General features: G+C 65.0%; 17 protein-coding genes. 5 read left to right on the forward strand and 12 right to left on the reverse strand.

Annotation, left to right across the window (positions count from 1 at the left end; genetic code table 11):
- Positions 1-84: 84 nt before the first annotated feature.
- From ACIP9X_RS11245 to ACIP9X_RS11295, 11 genes are all read right to left on the reverse strand, one after another.
- Positions 85-1,239, reverse strand: a complete 1,155-nt coding sequence (locus ACIP9X_RS11245) for an adenosine deaminase (RefSeq protein ID WP_400479808.1) — start codon at positions 1,237-1,239, stop codon at positions 85-87.
- Positions 1,240-1,294: 55 nt separating this feature from the next.
- Positions 1,295-2,110 (reverse strand): DedA family protein, encoded by an 816-nt coding sequence (locus ACIP9X_RS11250; protein ID WP_400479809.1) that lies wholly within the window; start codon positions 2,108-2,110, stop codon positions 1,295-1,297.
- Between the two features lie 101 nt (positions 2,111-2,211).
- A complete protein-coding gene (locus tag ACIP9X_RS11255; protein WP_400479810.1) occupies positions 2,212-2,829 on the reverse strand; it encodes a DedA family protein in 618 nt (205 codons plus the stop codon).
- 4 nt (positions 2,830-2,833) lie between these two features.
- The gene (locus tag ACIP9X_RS11260) at positions 2,834-4,147 is read right to left on the reverse strand and encodes a thymidine phosphorylase (RefSeq protein ID WP_400479892.1); all 1,314 of its coding nucleotides are present in this window, start codon (positions 4,145-4,147) and stop codon (positions 2,834-2,836) included.
- 5 nt (positions 4,148-4,152) lie between these two features.
- Positions 4,153-4,590 (reverse strand): cytidine deaminase, encoded by a 438-nt coding sequence (locus tag ACIP9X_RS11265; protein ID WP_400479811.1) that lies wholly within the window; start codon positions 4,588-4,590, stop codon positions 4,153-4,155.
- A gap of 2 nt (positions 4,591-4,592) precedes the next feature.
- Positions 4,593-5,951 (reverse strand): ABC transporter permease, encoded by a 1,359-nt coding sequence (locus tag ACIP9X_RS11270; RefSeq protein WP_400479812.1) that lies wholly within the window; start codon positions 5,949-5,951, stop codon positions 4,593-4,595.
- Positions 5,948-7,393, reverse strand: a complete 1,446-nt coding sequence (locus tag ACIP9X_RS11275; protein ID WP_400479813.1) for an ABC transporter permease — start codon at positions 7,391-7,393, stop codon at positions 5,948-5,950. Before ACIP9X_RS11275 ends, ACIP9X_RS11270 begins: the two co-directional genes overlap by 4 nt.
- Positions 7,386-8,990: an ABC transporter ATP-binding protein gene (locus ACIP9X_RS11280; protein WP_400479814.1), complete on the reverse strand. Its 1,605-nt coding sequence runs from the start codon at positions 8,988-8,990 to the stop codon at positions 7,386-7,388. Before ACIP9X_RS11280 ends, ACIP9X_RS11275 begins: the two co-directional genes overlap by 8 nt.
- Before the next feature lie 171 nt (positions 8,991-9,161).
- Positions 9,162-10,286: a BMP family protein gene (locus ACIP9X_RS11285; RefSeq protein WP_400479815.1), complete on the reverse strand. Its 1,125-nt coding sequence runs from the start codon at positions 10,284-10,286 to the stop codon at positions 9,162-9,164.
- 433 nt (positions 10,287-10,719) lie between these two features.
- Positions 10,720-11,919 (reverse strand): amidohydrolase, encoded by a 1,200-nt coding sequence (locus ACIP9X_RS11290; protein ID WP_400479816.1) that lies wholly within the window; start codon positions 11,917-11,919, stop codon positions 10,720-10,722.
- 60 nt (positions 11,920-11,979) lie between these two features.
- Entirely contained in the window at positions 11,980-13,113 is a 1,134-nt protein-coding gene (locus ACIP9X_RS11295; RefSeq protein WP_400479817.1) for a mannose-1-phosphate guanylyltransferase, read from the reverse strand.
- Positions 13,114-13,370: 257 nt separating this feature from the next.
- Between ACIP9X_RS11295 and sdhC the strand changes: the two genes are divergently transcribed.
- The 5 genes from sdhC (at position 13,371) to ACIP9X_RS11320 (ending at position 17,800) form a co-directional block, all read left to right on the forward strand.
- A complete protein-coding gene (gene sdhC / locus ACIP9X_RS11300; protein ID WP_400479818.1) occupies positions 13,371-13,751 on the forward strand; it encodes a succinate dehydrogenase, cytochrome b556 subunit in 381 nt (126 codons plus the stop codon).
- 3 nt (positions 13,752-13,754) lie between these two features.
- Complete coding sequence (locus ACIP9X_RS11305) at positions 13,755-14,246, forward strand: succinate dehydrogenase hydrophobic membrane anchor subunit (RefSeq protein ID WP_400479819.1); 492 nt, start codon at positions 13,755-13,757, stop codon at positions 14,244-14,246.
- Between the two features lie 102 nt (positions 14,247-14,348).
- Positions 14,349-16,145 (forward strand): succinate dehydrogenase flavoprotein subunit, encoded by a 1,797-nt coding sequence (gene sdhA, locus ACIP9X_RS11310; RefSeq protein ID WP_400479820.1) that lies wholly within the window; start codon positions 14,349-14,351, stop codon positions 16,143-16,145.
- Positions 16,146-16,147: 2 nt separating this feature from the next.
- A complete protein-coding gene (locus ACIP9X_RS11315; RefSeq protein ID WP_400479821.1) occupies positions 16,148-16,930 on the forward strand; it encodes a succinate dehydrogenase iron-sulfur subunit in 783 nt (260 codons plus the stop codon).
- A gap of 99 nt (positions 16,931-17,029) precedes the next feature.
- Positions 17,030-17,800 (forward strand): alpha/beta hydrolase family protein, encoded by a 771-nt coding sequence (locus tag ACIP9X_RS11320; RefSeq protein ID WP_400479822.1) that lies wholly within the window; start codon positions 17,030-17,032, stop codon positions 17,798-17,800.
- Here the strand turns inward: ACIP9X_RS11320 and ACIP9X_RS11325 are convergent.
- Positions 17,757-18,821 (reverse strand): YihY/virulence factor BrkB family protein, encoded by a 1,065-nt coding sequence (locus ACIP9X_RS11325; RefSeq protein WP_400479893.1) that lies wholly within the window; start codon positions 18,819-18,821, stop codon positions 17,757-17,759. The two genes, ACIP9X_RS11320 and ACIP9X_RS11325, sit on opposite strands and share 44 nt — an antisense overlap.
- Positions 18,822-18,826: the final 5 nt, after the last annotated feature.

Below are 18,826 nucleotides of genomic sequence, written 5' to 3' on the forward strand. Positions count from 1 at the left end.
CAAGCTCGGTTGGGGACCCCTGCTGCCGTGGGCCCACCCAGCAGCTCCCCAACCCCCTCTGCGGGTAACCCGTCGGCGGACGTTTCAGCCAAGGTTTGCGTAGGCGTCGTTGATGTACTCCACCAGGGCTTCCCTTTCCTCGAGCGGGAGGAAGGAAGCCTCGGCGGCGTTGAGTGTGAGTTCCAGCAGGTCATCGAGGTCGTAATCGAACGTCTCCACCAGCAGCTCGAATTCGTCGGTGAGGGTCACGCCGCTCATGAGCCGGTTGTCGGTGTTGATGGTCACGTTGAAGCCCAGCTGGTAGAGCATGTCCAGCGGGTGGCTGTCGATCCCTTCGCCGAACCCGGCAATCGCGCCGGTCTGCAGGTTCGAGGACGGGCAGATTTCCAGCGGGATGCCGCGGTCGCGGACCCAGCTCGCGAGGTTTCCGAGCGTCACCAGTCCGATGTTGTCATCATCTTCGCTGTAACCACCGGCATCGTCGCGGTCCTCGAACTCCACCATGATGTCCTCGGCTATCCGGACACCGTGGCCCAGCCGGAGGGCACGTCCGTCGACGAGGGCCGACTGGATGCTCTCGAGGCCGGCGGCTTCGCCGGCGTGCACGGTGGCCGGGAAGTTGTTTTCCGCCAGGAACGTGAAGGCATCCTTGAAGCGCGCTGGCAGGAAGCCGTCCTCGGCGCCGGCGATGTCAAAGCCGACGGCGCCCCGGTCACGGTGGCGGACGGCGAGCTCGGCGATCTCCTGGCCGCGCTCTGCGTGACGCATCGCGGTGATCAGCTGTCCTACCTGGATTGCGCGGCCGGTTTCGGCCACGGCGGCGACGCCGGCCTCAAGGCCTTCCTGGACGGCTTCGACAACCTCATCCAGCGTGAGGCCCTTCCGGAGGTGCTGCTCCGGCGCCCAGCGGACCTCTCCGTAGACCACTCCGTCATCCGCGAGGTCCTCCACGAATTCCCTGGCAACGCGGGACAGGCCTTCTTTGGTCTGCATGACGGCGACGGTGTGGTCGAACGTTTCGAGGTACCGGACCAGGGAGCCGGAGTCGGCGGACTCGCGGAACCATTCGCCGAGGGCGGCGGGGTCGGTGGATGGAAGGGTGTGGCCAACGGCTTCCGCAAGCTCGATGATGGTTGCGGGGCGGAGACCCCCGTCCAGGTGGTCGTGAAGGGATACCTTGGGAAGGCTCTTCAGGTCGAAGTCAAGGGCAGGGGCGGCGTCAACGATTGGCTCAGTCACGTACCAACTCTAGGGTTGGACCGCGTGCAACGCCAACGGCCCGCCGCCGGTCGTTTCAGCGCCCCGGCTCGGCTTCCGCAGTGACCGAAACCGGCAGCGCGCGGCCCAGCCGTCCGCCGTCGTGCCCTTCAGCTGAACGTTCAGGCAGCCTTGCAGCCTCGGCCCCGTCAGGTCCCGGTCCGTTGTAGCCTGGCTCCGGCTCCGTAACGCCGGTCTCCTCCGGCGCTGGCCCAGACCCTGGGAGTACGTCATCGAGCACGTCATTGCGCCCAAGCCGCTTGTGCCACCACCGCAGCAGGTGGTCGATGACGATTCCCAGGACGATGGCGAAGACCACCGCGATGCCCGCGCCCAGCAGCGGGTTGTGGTGCAGCCAGGGGAAGGAGCTGGCCACGATCCCGATGCCCACGGAATAACCTACCCACGTGATGCAGGCGAAGGCATCCAGCAGGAAAAACCGGCGGTGCGGGAAACCCGTGGTGCCGGCCACATAGTTCACGGCGACACGCCCCCAGGGGATGTAGCGCGCCGTGAAAATGAGCACGGCTCCGCGCTTCTCCAGCTCGTAGCGTGCCCAGCCAAAGGCCTTCTGGACCTTCGGCCGCCGCATCCACTTCCAGCGGTCAAGGCCGATCTTCCGGCCCAGCAGGTACGCCATGTTGTCGCCGGCAATCGCGCCCGTGAGTGCAGTCAGCCCCAAAATCCAGAGATTGGGCTCGCCACTGTGCCGGGAGAAGGCCGCCAAGGCGACGATGAGCGTCTCGCTGGGCACGACCATTGCGAAGCCGTCCACGAAGAAAAACACAAGCAGAATGGGATATATCCACCATTGACCCGCTGCATGGAGCACGGCCTCATTAATAAACTCCACGCGGGTGTTGCTCCTCGGCAATGAGAAAAAAGTCGGTGACGCTAAACAGTTTTCAGTGTCCCACGCGCGGAGCATAGTCCGCTACGCCTGCCTTGCGAAAATCAGTCCTCCGCGAGAGGCCCGGGGATCCCGCCGCGCAGCTTGCTGATGACAATGTCCACGATGATGCCCAGGGTGATCGCGCAGACGATGGCGATGGCGGCTCCCAGCAAGTGGTTTTCCTCGAACCACTGGCCAAAGAAGAGCCCGATGGCTACCGAGTAGCCGGCCCACAGAGTTGCGGACAGCACGGTCAGCGCCACGAAGCGGACGTGGGAATAGTGCGTGGCTCCCGCGGTGAGGTTGACGGCCACCCTGCCGATCGGGACGAACCGCGCCACGAGGATCAGGGATGCCGGGCGCTTCCTGAGCTCGCCCCCGGCCCAGCGGAAGGCCCGCTGCATCCGGGGCCCCCGCATCCAGCGCCAGCGCTGCGTGCCGACGCTCCGGCCGATCAGGTAGGCGGTGTTGTCCCCGGTAAACGCGCCCAGCGCCGCGATTCCCGCAAGGAGCCACGGGTTGGGGACATCCGCCGTGGCAGCGACGGCGGCCAGCCCCACCACCACCGATTCACTGGGGATCGGAGGGAAGAAACCGTCAATGAAGCAGCAGGCCAGGACAATGAACAGGACCCACGGCTGCCCCGCTGCGGCAAGGATGAAGTCATTGATGGCCTGCACGGCGTCAGGCGATGCGGTCGATGATGAGCTGCTGTGCCGGACGGGATCCGTCCGGGGCTACGGTGACAGCGTTTTCGAGCGCCTCTTTGGCGCGGGCGAACTTCTCGGGAGTGTCGGTGAGCAGGGTCATCAGCGGCTCCCCCGCGCGCACGGCGGCGCCGGGCTTGGCATGCAGGCGGATGCCCGCTCCTGCCTGGACCGGATCCTCCTTGCGCGCCCGGCCTGCTCCGAGCCGCCACGCAGCCACGCCGACAGCCAGGGCGTCCAGTCCCACGATAACGCCATCTGCCGGAGCATAGATGGTTTCGGATTCCTTCGCCACCGGCAGCTTGGCCCGCGGATTCCCGCCCTGCGCCTCGATCATCCGGTTCCAGACGTCCATCGCGCGGCCGTCCTTGAGCGCCGCCCTCGGGTCTGCGTCCTCCACACCGGCGCAGGCGAGCATCTCCTCCGCCAGCCTGACCGTCAGTTCGACGACGTCTTCCGGGCCGCCGCCCGCGAGCACCTCGACGGACTCCTCGACTTCGATGGCGTTGCCCGCGGTCAGCCCCAAGGGTGTGTCCATATTGGTCAGCAGGGCCACGGTGTTCACGCCCGCGTCCTTGCCCAGGGCCACCATGGTCTCGGCCAGCTCGCGCGCACGGGCCTCATCCTTCATAAAGGCACCGCTGCCCACCTTGACGTCCAGCACGAGCGAGCCGGTGCCTTCGGCGATCTTCTTGCTCATGATCGAGGAGGCGATCAACGGAATGGCCTCCACGGTGCCGGTGACGTCCCGGAGCGCGTAGAGCTTCTTGTCCGCCGGGGCCAGCCCGGCGCCGGCGGCGCAAATCACGGCACCGACGTCCTGGAGCTGCGCCAGGATCTCCTCGTTGCTCAGTGCGGCGCGCCAGCCCGGAATGGATTCCAGCTTGTCCAGCGTTCCGCCCGTGTGCCCGAGGCCACGGCCGGAAAGCTGCGGCACGGCCACCCCGAACACCGCCACAAGCGGCGCCAGCGGGAGGGTGATCTTATCCCCGACGCCCCCGGTGGAATGCTTGTCGCTCGTGGCCTTCACGCCGCCGTCGGGACGCCTGAGGCTGGAGAAGTCCATCCGCTCGCCCGAGGCAATCATGGCAGCGGTCCATCGTGAAATCTCTGCCCGGTCCATGCCGTTGAGCAGGATGGCCATGTTCAGGGCGGCCATCTGCTCGTCTGCAATCACCCCGCGGGTGTAGGCATCGATGGTCCAGTCAATCTGTTCGGGGGTGAGGACACCCTTGTCCCGCTTGATGCGGATGATGTCGACGGCGTCGAACGCCTGCGTTTCCTTTGCCATGAAATTCACGGGGTTCCCTCCAGGTGTTCGGGGCCAAATGCGTCGGGCAGCACCTGGTCCATGGTCTTGATTCCCTGTGTGGTCATGAGCTCCATCCCCGGAGCCCGGAATTCATAGAGTAGCTGGCGGCAGCGCCCGCAGGGCATCAGGACGTTGCCGCCGACGTCGACGCAATAAAAGGCGCGCAGCAGTCCGCCGCCGGTCATGTGCAGGTTGCCCACCAACGTGCACTCGGCGCACAGAGTCAGACCGTAACTGGCGTTTTCGACGTTGCAGCCGCTGACGATCCGTCCGTCCGAGGTGAGGGCGGCTGCACCGACCGGGAATTTTGAATAGCGCACGTAGGCCTTCTGCATGGCATCAACGGCGGCGGCCTTCAAGGCCGCCCAGTCGACGTCGGACTGGCCGGCTCCGGCGGGCTGGCGCGGCGGGGAATCGTACACCGTCAGCCCTTGACGTACGGGATGCCGCTGGCGGCCGGCGGGCGCGACCTGCCGACGAGCCCGGCCACGGCCAGGACGGTCACGAGATACGGCAGCATGGCCATGAACTGGCTCGGCACGGGGGTGCCGATGATGGTCACGATGCTTTGCAGGTTGTCCGCGAAACCGAACAGCAAGGCGGCGAAGAAGGCACCGATGGGGTTCCAACGGCCGAAGATCAGGGCTGCCAGGGCGATGAAGCCGCGTCCGCCCGAGATCTCCTTGGTGAAGCTGTCGATCGCCACCAGGGTGAAAAACGAGCCGCCAATCCCTGCGATGGCCCCGCCAAGGGTGACGTTCCAAAAGCGCGTGGCGTTGACCTTGATGCCCATGGTGTCGGCGGCTTGGGGATGTTCGCCGACCGCGCGGACCCGCAGGCCCCACTTGGTCTTGAAGAGCCCGATCCACACCACGATCACCGCGATGTACATCAGGTAGCCCACCACGGACTGTTTGAAGAGGATGGGCCCCAGCACCGGGATGCTGGACAGCACCGGAATGTCGATGATGGGCAGCCGGCCCGGGGAGTTGAAGGCTGCCTTGTCCGCCTGCATGACGGTGCTGAACAGGAAGCCCGTCACGCCGGAGACCAGCACATTCAGGACCACGCCCACGATGATCTGGTTGACCAGGTACTTGATGCTGAACAGTGCCAGCACCATGGAGACGACGGCGCCGGCCACCGCGGCGGCCAGCAGACCGACGAAGGGGTTCCCCGTCATCGTGGCTACCATGGCGGCGGTGAAGGCACCGCCCAGCAGCTGGCCTTCGATGGCGATGTTCACCACGCCGACCCGCTCGCACAGGACGCCCGAGAGCGAACCGAACACCAGCGGCACGGCCAGTGTCACCGATCCCGCGATGAGGCCGGCAAGGGAGATGTTCGGGGTGCGGGCCCCTGCTACCACCCAGATGAGGAAGGCGGCCACGAAGAGGACAATGAACGAGACAGGCAGCCAGCGGGGCGCGGGCCGGTCCTTCGTCTTCAGGTACACCGCATAACCGGCGAGGCCCAGCATGAGGACCGACAGGACGATGCCGCCCGGGACGCCCGGGACCGCCAGGGCGGGCAGCTGGAAGAAATCACCGCTGGTGGAGAGTCCAAAGCGCGCCGTCTGGCCGGGACCCATGAGGCCAAAGAAGATGAAGGCGACTGCGCCAAAGACGGCGAGGAGGACAGGCGTTTTCCACGTGACCGGCTTGGCCGACATGGCTTGCCGGCGTTCCTCAGCCGACTTGGGGGTTCCCGCCCCTGCCTTTCCCTGCTGGGGTTTTCCCGGCTGGGGTTTTCCCGGCTGGGGCGACGTAGCTGTTGTGCTCATGCTGCACCTCCGGTGGTTGCTGCCGCCCTGGCCTTGCCGGCGGGTGCCTGCTTCCTGCGCCGCGGGTTCAGCCCGAAGACGGCCCGCACCAGCGGCGGCGCCGCGATGAAGAGCACGATCAGGGACTGGACCACCAGCACGATGTCGATCGGGGTTCCGGTCTGGATCTGCATCTGCACTGCTCCGGCGCGGAAGGCGCCGAACAGCAGGCCGGCAGCGAAAGTCCCCCACGGCGTCGACCGTCCCAGCAATGCGACGGTGATCGCGTCAAAACCGTACGTGGCCGCGACTCCGTCGGTGAGGACCTTTTCCGTGCCCGCCACCTGCGCCACACCGGACAGGCCGGCGAGCGCGCCGGCGATGGCCATGACCAGGATGGTCGAGCGGGAAACGTTGATGCCGGCGGTCTGGGCCGCCTTCGGGTTGGCGCCCACGGCCCGGAACTCGAAGCCCACCGTTGAGCGGTTCAGGAGCCACCAGACGAAGACCGTCGCGGCGATGGCCAGCAGGAACCCCAAATGGAGCCGGTACTGGGTGCCGAAGATCTGCGGATAGACGGCAGAGGCGTCCAGGATCGGGGAAATCGGGTTGGTCTCCCCCGGCCGCTGGAACGCCGGCGTGTTCAACAGATACCGCAGCAGGTACAGAGCGATGTAGTTGAACATGATGGTGACGATGACCTCGTGGGCTCCGGTCCGGGCCTTGAGGTACCCCACCAGGCCGCCCCAGAACGCGCCGCCGATGATTCCGGCCGCGAGGACCAGCAGCAGGTGCAGGCCGAGGGGAAGGTGCAGGGCGAAACCAACCCAGGCCGCGAGAATGCCGGCCATGATGATTTGGCCCTGGGCGCCGATGTTGAACAGCCCGGCACGGAACGCCAAGGCGACGCCGAGACCGGCGGTGATGAGCGGAGTGGCGATGGTGAGTGTTTCCATGAGCGGCGCGAGCTGTCCGCCGATGCCGGCCCCGCGCGGGTTGAACACGGAACCCTGGAACAGGGCCACGTAGGAGCGGGTGGCCGCGTTCCAGACGGCGAATAGGAAGTCGGTGGGACGGGCCAGCAGGTAGGTGGATGTGGTTCCAACCTGCTTGTCCGTCAGGGCGATCAGCAGCCCGCCGAGGATCAGTGCGAGCAGCACCGCAAGGACGGACACCATGCCGCTGCCGGTAAAGATCCGGCGGACGAGGGTTTCCGGGCCGACCTGGATCTTGCCGCTCTGGGCCGTAGCAGGAACGGCTGACGGCTCCATGGCCCCGCCGGCGGTGTCGAGCGACACCACTGCAGCGGTCTCCTCGTCGGCGGGTTTCGGCTCGTGGTGCTTCTCTGCGTGGTGCCTGTCGGCGTCGTGTTTATCGGCGTCGTGCCTCTCCGCGTGCCTGCCGCGCCCATCCGGATGTTCGCCGTCGGGTTTCTTACCATCCGTGGGGTGCTGGTCAGTCATGGTCGCCTCCTTCGGCGGGAGCGGTCGGCGTGGACTCTGCACTGTGGGGTGCGGGGCGGTGTGCGTGATGGTGCGCCTGGTCAGTGTGCGTCGCCTCGTCGGGTGAGAGTCCGGCCATCATCAGGCCCAGGACGTCCCGGCTTGTACCGGCAGGCACAATGCCCACGAGTTTGCCTTTATAGAGCACGGCAATCCTGTCGGCCAGCTCCATGACCTCGTCCAGTTCGGTAGAGACGATCATGACCGGCGTACCGGCGTCCCTTTCCGCGACGATCCGGCGGTGCAGGAACTCGATGGAACCGACGTCGACCCCGCGGGTGGGCTGCGAGGCGATGAAGAGCCGTAGTGGCCGCGAGAGCTCCCGCGCCATCACCACCTTCTGCTGGTTGCCGCCTGACAGGGTTCCCGCAGCGGCAGCGGCTGAGGGGGTGCGGACATCGAATTCACCGATCCGGGATGTGGCGTTCTCCAGGACCTTGGCCGGGTTCATGCTGATGCCTTTGGCGAACGGGGGTTTGTCGTACAGGTCGAGGACCAGGTTCTCGGCCACGGAGAACGTTCCCACGAGGCCGTCTACCTTGCGGTCCTCCGGCACGAACCCCACCCCTGCGCGCAGCACCTCCTTGACGCTGCGACCCACCAGTTCTTTTCCGTCGAGCAGGATGGAGCCTTCGACGCGTTCCTGCAGGCCGAGGATGGCCTCGGTGAGCTCAGTCTGGCCGTTGCCCTGGACACCGGCGACGGCGAGGATCTCACCGCGGGCGATGCTGAAGCTGATGCCGTCGACCGTGTGGTGACCGTTCGGCGCGATGACCGTGAGGTTCCTGACCTCGAAGGTGGTTTCCTGCGGCTGCGCCGGCGCCTTGTCCAGGGTGAGGCTTACCGCACGCCCCACCATCATCGACGCCAGTTCCGTGGTGGACGCTCCGGGTTCGGCAGTCCCCACCACCTTGCCGCGGCGGATCACGGTGATGGTGTCCGAGACGGCTTTGACCTCGCGCAGCTTGTGCGAAATGAAGACGATGGACGTCCCGCTGTCCTTGAGCTGGCGCATGATGTCCAGCAGCTCGTCGGTCTCCTGCGGAGTGAGTACCGCCGTCGGTTCATCCAGGATCAGCACCTTCGCGTCGCGCACGAGGGCCTTGATGATCTCCACGCGCTGCTGCACGCCCACCGGGAGATCCTCCACTAGGGCGTCCGGATCGACGTCAAACCCGTAGCGGTCCGAGATCTCTTTGATCTTCTGGCGGGTCTCCTCCAAATTCAGGAACCCGCCTGCCTTGGTTGATTCAGCTCCCAACGCCACGTTTTCAGCAACCGTGAATACCGGAACGAGCATGAAGTGCTGGTGCACCATCCCGATGCCCGCCGCCATGGCGTCACCGGGTCCCCGGAAACCCACGGGCTCGCCGTCGATCAGGATTTCGCCTTCGGTGGGCTCGTAGAGCCCGTACAAAACATTCATCAGGGTGGATTTCCCCGCCCCGTTTTCACCCAGCAGACAGTGGATCTGTCCGGGTTCAACAACCACGTCGATGTGATCATTGGCGAGCAGGGAGCCGAAGCGTTTGGTGATCCCCTTGAGTTCAAGTTCCAAAACTCTGACCAATCTCGTTGCGTCCGGAATGCGCGCCGGACGGGATATGTGGCTGCAGAGCACCAGCCTAGTGCCTGCAGTCATGGGAGGGCCGGACATTTGCCCAACGAAAAGCGCCACCTCCCGTGCAGTCAGGTGACCATCCGGGTGGTGGCGCTTTAGCGGAGGAAGTTACGCCTTGGGGCTGGCGGCGGACTCGACCTTCAGCTTGCCGTCGATGATGTCCTTCTTGATCTGTTCCAGCTCGGACTTCACCTCTGCCGGAACGGCCGAATCGAGGTCGTGGAAGGGTGCCAGCTGGACGCCGTTGTTGGCCAGCGTGCCGATGTACGGCTCATTGCTGAACTTGCCGTCCTTGTCTTCCTTGACCACTGTCTCGACGGCGTCGCCCATCTGCTTCATGACCGAGGACAGCATGATGTCCTTGTAGTCCGGAGCTGTGAGGAAGCCATCGGAGTCAACCCAGATGAGCTTGACGTCCTTGCCCGCGGTTTTGGCTTCCTTCAGGGCAGCGCCGGCACCCTTGCCGACCGGGCCGGCGACAGGCATGACAACGTCCGCGCCCTGGTCCAGGAAGTTCTGGGTGAGCTGCTTGCCCTTGTCCTGCTTCTCGAAGTCGCCCGTGAAGCTGCCGTCCTGCTTGGCCTTGTCCCAGCCGAGGAGCTTGACGTCCTTGCCCTTCTGCTCGTTGAAGTACTTCACACCGTCCGCGAAGCCGTCCATGAAGATGGTGACGGTGGGGATCTTGATGCCGCCGAAGGTGGCCACCGTGCCGGTCTTCGAGGTGGCGGCGGCCAGGTAGCCTGCCATGAACGCGGCCTGGGCCGTGTCGTAGATGATCGGCTTGACGTTGGCGATCGGCTTTGCGTAGCCAAAGTCGATGATGGCGAAGTGGCTGTTGGGGTTGGCTTCGGCCTGCTTCTTCGTGGCATCGCCCAGCAGGAAGCCCACAGTCACGGTGAGATCGCAGCCTGCGGTGACCATGGCGCGCAGGTTGGGCTCGAAGTCGTTGTTGGTCTTGGACTCGACCTGCTGGACCTTGATGCCCAGGTCCTTCTCGGCCTTCTTCAGCCCTTCATAGGACGACTGGTTGAACGACTGGTCGTCGAATCCGCCGGAGTCGGAGACGATGCAGCCGGAGTAGTCACTTGCCGTTGCCGTGGGGCTGCCGGTTTCGGGGGCGGGACCGCAGCCGGTAAGCAGCAGCGCCGCCGCACCGAGGGAAGCCACGCCGGCCACTGAACCGTGCCTGAGTGAACCGCGCTTAATTGAACCGGGCTTGATGTTTGCAAGCATTGAGTTCTTCAAATTTCCTCCAGGAAGAAAGAGAGAGGCGCCGCGAACGGAGAGTCAGTAAGTGTCCGTTTCTAATGGTCCACACTGAAATTCTGTTATCACTGATGGTTTCGCAGCACTGCGCCAAAGCGCACTTATGCAAGCCACTGTAGTGGCCTGCACCACGTCGGGTAACAGGTCCGGGGCGAAAACCGAAGATTGTTGAAAACTTGTTACCTACGAGTAGCACCGCCCGGCCACCACTCGGCGCGAACGGACACTTGTGGCCCTAACAGCCGAGCGCGAACGGACACTTGTGGCCCTTAAAAGCAGAGCGTGCGGGGCCGTAAGTGTCCGTTCGCGCTCAGAGCGGAGGCTTAAGTGTCCGTTCGCGCTCAGAGCGGGGGCTTAAGTGTCCGTTCGCGTTTGAGGTGGTCCCTCAGGCGGGAGGAGGTTAGAGGTCGCGGATGGTACGCAGGGCGGCGGCGGTGAGGACCTGGATGCCGTAGCCGAGGGCGCGCTCGTCGACGATGTAATCGCCCCGGTGGAGGTCGTACTCTTCTCCCCCGGGGGTCCGGGTCCCGAGGCGCATCATGGCGCCCGGCAGCTCAGCGAGGAACCAGGCGAAGTCTTCGCCGCCCATGGACTGCGGGGTCAGCACCACTGCGCCTTCGCCGATCTCGGCGCGGGCGGCAGCCTCGATCAGGGCTGTCTCGTGCTCCGAGTTGACCACTGGCGGCACGCCGCGGGTGTGCTCGAGGTGCACGTCCACCCCGTAGGGCGCGGCCACCTGCTGCACCACTTCGTCGAGGAGTTCCCCCGCACTGTGCCAGGCGTCCCGGTCCAGGCAGCGCATGGTGCCGGCCATGTAGCCCGTACCCGGAATGGCGTTGGGCGCCGACCCTGCGTTGATGTGACCCCAGACCACGGACACGCCGCTGCGGACATCCACGCGGCGCGAAAGCACGGCCGGAACGTTCACTGCGATCTGGGCGAGGGCAAACACCAGGTCCTCAGTGAGATGCGGGCGGGAGGTGTGGCCGCCCCGGCCGCTGAGTTCGATCTTGATGGTGTCCGAGGCCGAGGTGATGGCCCCGATGCGGGTACCGATCTTGCCGACGTTGATCCGCGGGTCGCAGTGCAGTGCCAGGATGCGCGGCACACCTTCGAGGACGCCCTGCTCGATGCAGGCGTGGGCGCCGCCGGGCATGGTTTCCTCGGCGGGCTGGAAGATGATGCGGACGCTGCCGCCCAGCGGGGTTTCCTGGTGCATGCGGTGCAGCACAAGGGCGATCCCCAGCATGGTGGTGGTGTGGATGTCGTGGCCGCAGGCGTGCGTCACACCGTGGTTCTTCGAAGCGAACGGCAGGCCTGTTTCCTCGATGATCGGCAGGGCGTCGATGTCGCCGCGCAGAGCAGTGGCAATGGGGCCATCGCCAACGTCAACCGTAAGACCGGTGCCCTCAAGCCTGCGCGGCTGAAGTCCCGCCTCTTCCAGGCGCTCCACGAGCTTGTCCGTGGTGCGGAATTCCTTAAAGGACAGCTCGGGGTGCGCGTGCAGGTCCCGTCGGAATTCGATCAGTTCCGGCAGCAGCGGTTCGAGCCACGGCCCTACCGCCACGGTCGGCTCGGCTTCAGTAGTGTAATTGCGCACATCACAACTCTAGCGAGCCGCAGACGAATCATGGCATCGCAGTCGCCGCATTACGGGTTGCTAGAGGACGTCGGTGTCGCCGCTGGCCTTCAGGGCGTCAACGGCCTGCTTCACCCGCTGGGAATGCTGCTTGGTGGTGACGAGCAGGGCATCGGGCGTGTCCACGATCACCACGTCCTTGATCCCGATCAGCGCAATGACGCGCTTGGTGTCCGAGACGACCACGCCGCTGGCCTTTTCCGTGAAGACGCGCGCGCCCTCACCGAGGACGGTGACCTCGTCAACTTCCTTGGCGCTGTTGAGGCGGCCCACGGAGGCGAAGTCGCCGACGTCGTCCCAGCGGAAGGAGCCGGGCACGACGGCGACGTCCCCGGCTGCCGCTGCGGGTTCGGCCACTGCATAGTCGATGGCGATCTTGGGCAGAGTGGGCCAGATGCGGGCGGTGACCTCGTCGCGGCGCGGGGTGTCCCAGGCCTCGGCAATTTCCTGCAGGCCCGTGAAGAGTTCCGGCTGGTTCGCTTCCAGGTGCTTGAGCATCAGGGACACGGGCGCCACGAACATGCCGGCATTCCAGACATAGTCGCCGCTGTCCACGTACTGCTGCGCGACGTCCTCATCCGGCTTTTCCACGAACTCGACGACGGCCTGGGCGTTGGGCGCGCCGGGAATGTGGAGGGAGGCGCCGGAGCGGATGTAGCCGAACCCGGTTGACGGGTGCGTCGGCTTGATGCCGATGGTGACGATCTTGCCGGCGGCGGCGGTGTGGATGGCTTCCCGCACCGTCTCCTGGAAGAGGTCGTCGGGACTGATCACGTGGTCTGCCGCGAACGAGCCCATGATGATGTCAGGATCCCGCTGGTGCAGGATGGCGGCGGCCAGGCCGATGGCGGCGCCGGAGTCCTTCGGCTCGCTTTCCAGTACGAGGTCGCCGTCCTGGACTTCGGGCAGCTGGCGGCAGACGGCCTCGCGGTGCGCGTTTCCGGTGACAACGAGGACCCGGTTGCCCGCGAGGGGCTCCAACCGGTCATAGGTTGCACGCAAGAGCGTGCTTCCCGAACCTGTGAGGTCGTGAAGGAACTTGGGAGCTGCTGCGCGTGACAGAGGCCAGAGGCGGGTCCCCACGCCGCCCGCAGGAATCACAGCAATAAAACGGCTGAGAGGTGAATCCTGGCTTGTCACTTTGTCGTTACTCATCAGGGCCTACTTTAGCTGACGACCCTCAAGGGCCCCCGCTAAAGCGAAAGCGGACCGGACTCATTGGCGACCGAATGTGGCGTTTGTCTCAAAAAAAGCGTAAAACCGTACAGTATGCGGCCGCTAAGGAATGCCTGAATTGAATAAGCTGTGAGCGAAGCCTAGATTTAGGCCTGAGCTACGAGTGCTCTCACAGCAGGCGTTCCCCCCGCATGGATCCCGTGCCAGCGCCGCTGTGTTGCAGGGAGGTTTATTCAGTGCCGACGAAACCAGCTGGCACCTTGTACCGCGGCCGTGAAGGCATGTGGTCCTGGGTTGGACACCGCATTACCGGTGTTGTGATCTTTTTCTTCTTGTTGGTCCACGTGCTGGACACCTCGCTTGTGAGGGTGTCGCCGGAGGCCTACACCGCGGTGATCGGTGCCTACAAGAACCCCCTGATGGCCCTGGGTGAAACGGGCCTGGTCGCAGCGATCGTATTCCACGCCTTCAACGGCCTGCGGATCATCGCCGTCGACTTCTGGAAGAAGGGTGCCAAGTACCAGCGCCAGATGCTCTGGGTTGTGCTCGGTCTCTGGATCGTCACCATGGTGGCCTTCTCCATCCGCCACCTTTCCCTCGCACTCGGAGGTCACTAAGCCATGTCTGCAACTGAGATCCAGTCCCCGCGCAGCGGGCAGATCAGCGGCAAGCCCGAGTCCGGCAAGATCGCTCCGAAGTACCGCCGCGGCGGCAGCTCCCGCGGCAACTTCGAAATGGCCGCCTGGCTGTTCATGCGTCTCTCCGGCGTGGTGCTGGTAGTCCTCATCTTCGGGCACCTTTTCGTCAACCTGCTGGTGGGCGAGGGCATCCACGCCATCGACTTCGGTTTCGTTGCCGGTAAGTGGGCCGACCCGTTCTGGCAGTTCTGGGACCTGGCCATGCTCTGGCTCGCGATGCTGCACGGAACCAACGGCGTCCGCACCATCATCAACGACTACGCCGAGAAGGACTCCACGCGCTTCTGGCTCAAGATGGTCCTCTACGCCGCCACGGCCGTCATCATCATCCTCGGCACGCTGGTGATCTTCACCTTCAACCCGTGCCCGGTCGTCGACGGCGTCCAGCTCCCCGGCGGCTTCTGCCCCGCGTAGCGTACAGCGGCCGCCCGCCCCGTCCGGCGGGCTTCTGTTTGCGGAGCCGGCCTCAGCCCGCCCGTTGTTTTATTGCGAATTTTGAGAGAAAGAGCGTCTGGTATGCAGGTCCATAAGTACGACGTCGTCATCGTCGGTGCCGGTGGCGCCGGGATGCGCGCCGCGATCGAATCCGGTCAGCGTGCGCGAACAGCAGTACTGACCAAGCTCTACCCCACCCGCTCCCACACGGGTGCAGCCCAGGGCGGCATGTGTGCAGCCCTGGCCAACGTCGAAGAAGACAACTGGGAGTGGCACACCTTCGACACCATCAAGGGCGGCGACTACCTGGTTGACCAGGACGCCGCGGAGGTCATGGCCAAGGAGGCCATCGACGCAGTTCTGGACCTCGAGAAGATGGGCCTTCCGTTCAACCGCACGCCCGAGGGACGGATTGACCAGCGCCGCTTCGGCGGCCACACCCGCGACCATGGCAAGGCTCCCGTCCGCCGGGCCTGCTACGCGGCTGACCGCACGGGCCACATGATCCTGCAGACGCTGTACCAAAACTGCGTCAAGCACAACGTTGAGTTCTACAACGAGTACTACGTCCTGGACCTGCTCACCGTTGAAGAGGACGCAGTGCGCGAGGACGGCACGGCGTACAAGCAGAAGCGCGTTGCCGGTGTCGTGTCCTACGACCTCGCCTCGGGCGAACTGCACGTTTTCCAGGCCAAGTCCGTGGTGTTCGCCTCCGGCGGCGCCGGCAAGGTCTTCAAGACCACGTCGAACGCGCACACCCTGACCGGCGACGGCATGGGCATCGCCTTCCGCCGCGGCATTCCGCTGGAGGACATGGAGTTCTTCCAGTTCCACCCGACCGGCCTCGCCGGCCTGGGCATCCTGCTGTCCGAGGCCGCCCGCGGTGAGGGTGCGATCCTGCGTAACTCCGAGGGTGAGCGCTTCATGGAGCGCTACGCCCCCACCATCAAGGACCTGGCGCCCCGCGACATCGTGGCGCGCTCCATGGCCAACGAAGTGCGTGAAGGCCGCGGCTGCGGCCCGAACAAGGACTACGTGCTCCTTGACCTGACGCACCTTGAGCCGGCGCACATCGACGCGAAGCTGCCGGACATCACCGAGTTCGCCCGCACCTACCTCGGCGTGGAGCCCTACACCGAGCCCGTTCCGGTGTTCCCGACGGCGCACTACGCCATGGGCGGCATCCCCACGAACATCAACACCGAGGTTCTGCAGGACAACGACACCGTGATTCCGGGCCTGTACGCCGCCGGTGAGGTGGCCTGCGTGTCGGTCCACGGCTCCAACCGCCTCGGCACCAACTCGCTGCTGGACATTAACGTCTTTGGCAAGCGGGCCGGTATCGCCGCCGCCGAATACGCCAAGACGGCAAACTACGTGGAACTCCCGGAAAACCCGGAGGCCTTCACCGTGGACCTGCTGAACATCGCCCGCAACGGCACCGGCAACGAAAAGGTGGCCGTGATCCGCAAGGATCTCCAGGACACCATGGACGCCAACATGCAGGTGTTCCGCACGGCTGACACCCTGAACCAGGTGCTGAAGGACATTGATTCCTTCGAGGAGCGCTACCGGAACATCAGCGTGCAGGACAAGGGCAAGCGCTTCAACCTTGACCTGCTTGAGGCCGTGGAACTCGGCTTCCTGCTGGAACTGGCGAAGGTCATGACGGTAGCTGCCCTGTACCGCGAGGAATCCCGCGGCGGCCACTTCCGCGAGGACTTCCCGGACCGCGACGACGAAAAATTCATGAAGCACTCCATGGCGTACAAGGACGAGCACGCTCCCGCGGAATCCGGGGAGAGCGTCGCCGGGATTCGGCTTGCCACCAAGCCGGTCGTATTTACACGCTACGAGCCGATGGTGAGGAAGTACTAAAAATGTCCGCTGAACTTGCTGAGCCAGCCTCCAAGATCGAACTGCCCGCCGGTGTCGGCGGCGGCGGGGAAATCCCCACCTTCGACATCACGCTGCGCGTCCGCCGCTACAACCCCGAGGTTTCCGAAGACGCCCGCTGGGACGACTTCAAGCTGACCATGTACGGCACGGACCGTGTGCTGGACGCCCTGCACAAGATCAAGTGGGAAGTGGACGGCACCGTCTCCTTCCGCCGGTCCTGCGCCCACGGCGTCTGCGGCTCCGACGCGATGCGCATCAACGGCCGCAACCGCCTTGCCTGCAAGACCCTGCTGAAGGACCTGGACACGTCCAAGCCCATCACGGTTGAACCCATCAAGGGCCTGCCGGTGGAGAAGGACCTGATCGTGGACATGGAGCCGTTCTTCCAGTCGTTCCGCGAAGTCATGCCCTTCCTGATCAACAAGGGGCACGAGCCCACCAAGGAACGCCTGCAGTCCGCCGAGGACCGGGAGCGCTTCGACGACACCACCAAGTGCATCCTGTGCGCCGCGTGCACCTCGTCCTGCCCCGTGTTCTGGACCGACGGCCAGTACTTCGGCCCGGCAGCGATCGTCAACGCCCACCGCTTCATCTTCGACTCCCGCGATGATGCCGGCGACATGCGCCTGGAGATCCTGAACGACAAGGAAGGCGTGTGGCGCTGCCGCACCACCTTCAACTGCTCGGAAGCCTGCCCCCGCGGCATCCAGGTCACCCAGGCCATTGCTGAAGTCAAGCAGGCTATCCTGTCCCGCAAGATCTGATTAGGCTCACGCGGACGACGGCGTCGCTCACCACGTACGGGAAACGTACGGTGAGCGGCGCCGTCGTCGTTTTTCCAGCAAACCACCGAGGAGGAACAGATGTCCCGCTCCGAAAAAGTCACCTTCGAAGGTTCCACCGGCGAGCTGCTTTCCGGCATCCTGGACACCCCGGAGGGGGCGGTGAAGGGCTGGGGCGTGTTCTCCCATGGGTTCACCCTCGGCAAGGACAGCCCTGCGGCGTCCCGCATGTGCAAAGCGCTGGCGGACCACGGGATCGGCATGCTCCGCTTCGACAACGTGGGCCTGGGCGGCTCGGGAGGTGAATGGTCGGAGGGGTCGTTCAGCCACAAGGTGGCCGATACCGTGCGCGCCGCCGAGTTCATGCGCACAGAGGGCCGCGCCGTCTCGCTGCTGGTGGGACACTCCTTCGGCGGCGCTGCCGTTCTTGCCGCCGCCTCCGAGATTCCCGAGCTCGACGCCGTTGCCACCGTGGCCGCCCCCTTCTCACCGAAGCATGTGGCCCATGTCTTTGATGCCGCCCTGGACAAGATCCTCAGCGAGGGCAGCGCGGAGGTCGACCTCGGCGGCAAGCGCGTGGAGATCCGCCGGCACTTTGTTGAGGATCTGGAGAATGCCGACCTCACCGACTGCATCAAGCGGCTGCACAGGCCCCTGCTGGTACTGCACTCCCCCACGGACAACACGGTGGGCATCGAGAACGCCAGCACGATTTTCCAGACCGCGCGTCATCCGCGCAGCTTCGTTTCGCTTGAGGGCAGCGACCACCTGCTCACCGGAAAGGGCCAGGCAGCACGGGCAGCGAAAATTATTGCGGCGTGGGCCGATCAGTACCTCGACGCCGCGCAGTGACACCCACGGGCCTGGGATGATCGGCGACGCGATTCCGTTCCACCGGGGTCTTTCCGGGCTGCACCTGGCGTGGCCCCCAACCGGTGGTTTTCATGCCCCCAGCGGCCCGGAGGTCCTCTTCCCGGATGGCTGACCACGCGGCGGCCACCAGGTAGACCTGGCTGACCAGGTTGAACCAGATGAGCAGCCCAATGATGATGGCAAACGGGGCCAGGATGGGGTTGCGCCCGGCGCCGGCCAGCAGTTCAGTGCTGAAGACCTGCAGGACAGCGGTACCCACGCCCGCCAGGATAGTCCCTTCCAGCAGTGCCCGGCGGGACAGCCTAAGTCCCCCGGCAAACCGGAACATGATGATGGCCGTAACCCATCCCAGCAGCAGTGGCACGCCGATTTTGATGGATGTGGTCAAGGGCCAGGAGAGCAGCGGATCGAGCCGGAGTTGTTCGGTTACCCAGCCGGCCGCCGTGCCGAAGACCAGCGATACTCCTGCGCTGAACACGAGAGCGATTCCAAGCAGCAGGAGTATTCCCGCGTCTTTGACCATGCGGACCACGGGGTTCAGCTTCTCCGGAGGCAGTTGATGCACAATGCGCAGACCACCGCGCATTCCGCCTATCCAGCGCAGAGACGTCACCACAGTCACCGCGGCAGCGATGACTGCCGTCCAACCAAGCCCGTCGGGGTTCAGCAGCTCCTCGGGGGCCACCAGTCCTTCCCGGCCGTCGGTTTTTAGCAGTCCCGGCGCGGCTGCGGACACGCTGGTCACAATTCTGTCAAGGAGCGCGGGTTGGCCCCGAAGCAACAGTCCGGCAACGGAAAAACCAGTAGTAAGCAGGCCCGTGATGGAAAAGAACATGTTGAAGCCAATACCGGCGCTAAGCAGCGGTCCGCGCTGCAGGGTGTAGTGCTGCCATGCCCGCATGGGCCGGAACGCGTTCAGCCGGGCGAGCAGCCACTGGAACATGGCCATGAGCTGGGGTACGAAGCCCTTGCCCGATCGGCGGGTCTTGCCCCACTCCACCTTTT

Origin of the sequence: Arthrobacter sp. NPDC093125 (assembly GCF_044754225.1) — a bacterium.
GTDB lineage: Bacteria > Actinomycetota > Actinomycetes > Actinomycetales > Micrococcaceae > Arthrobacter.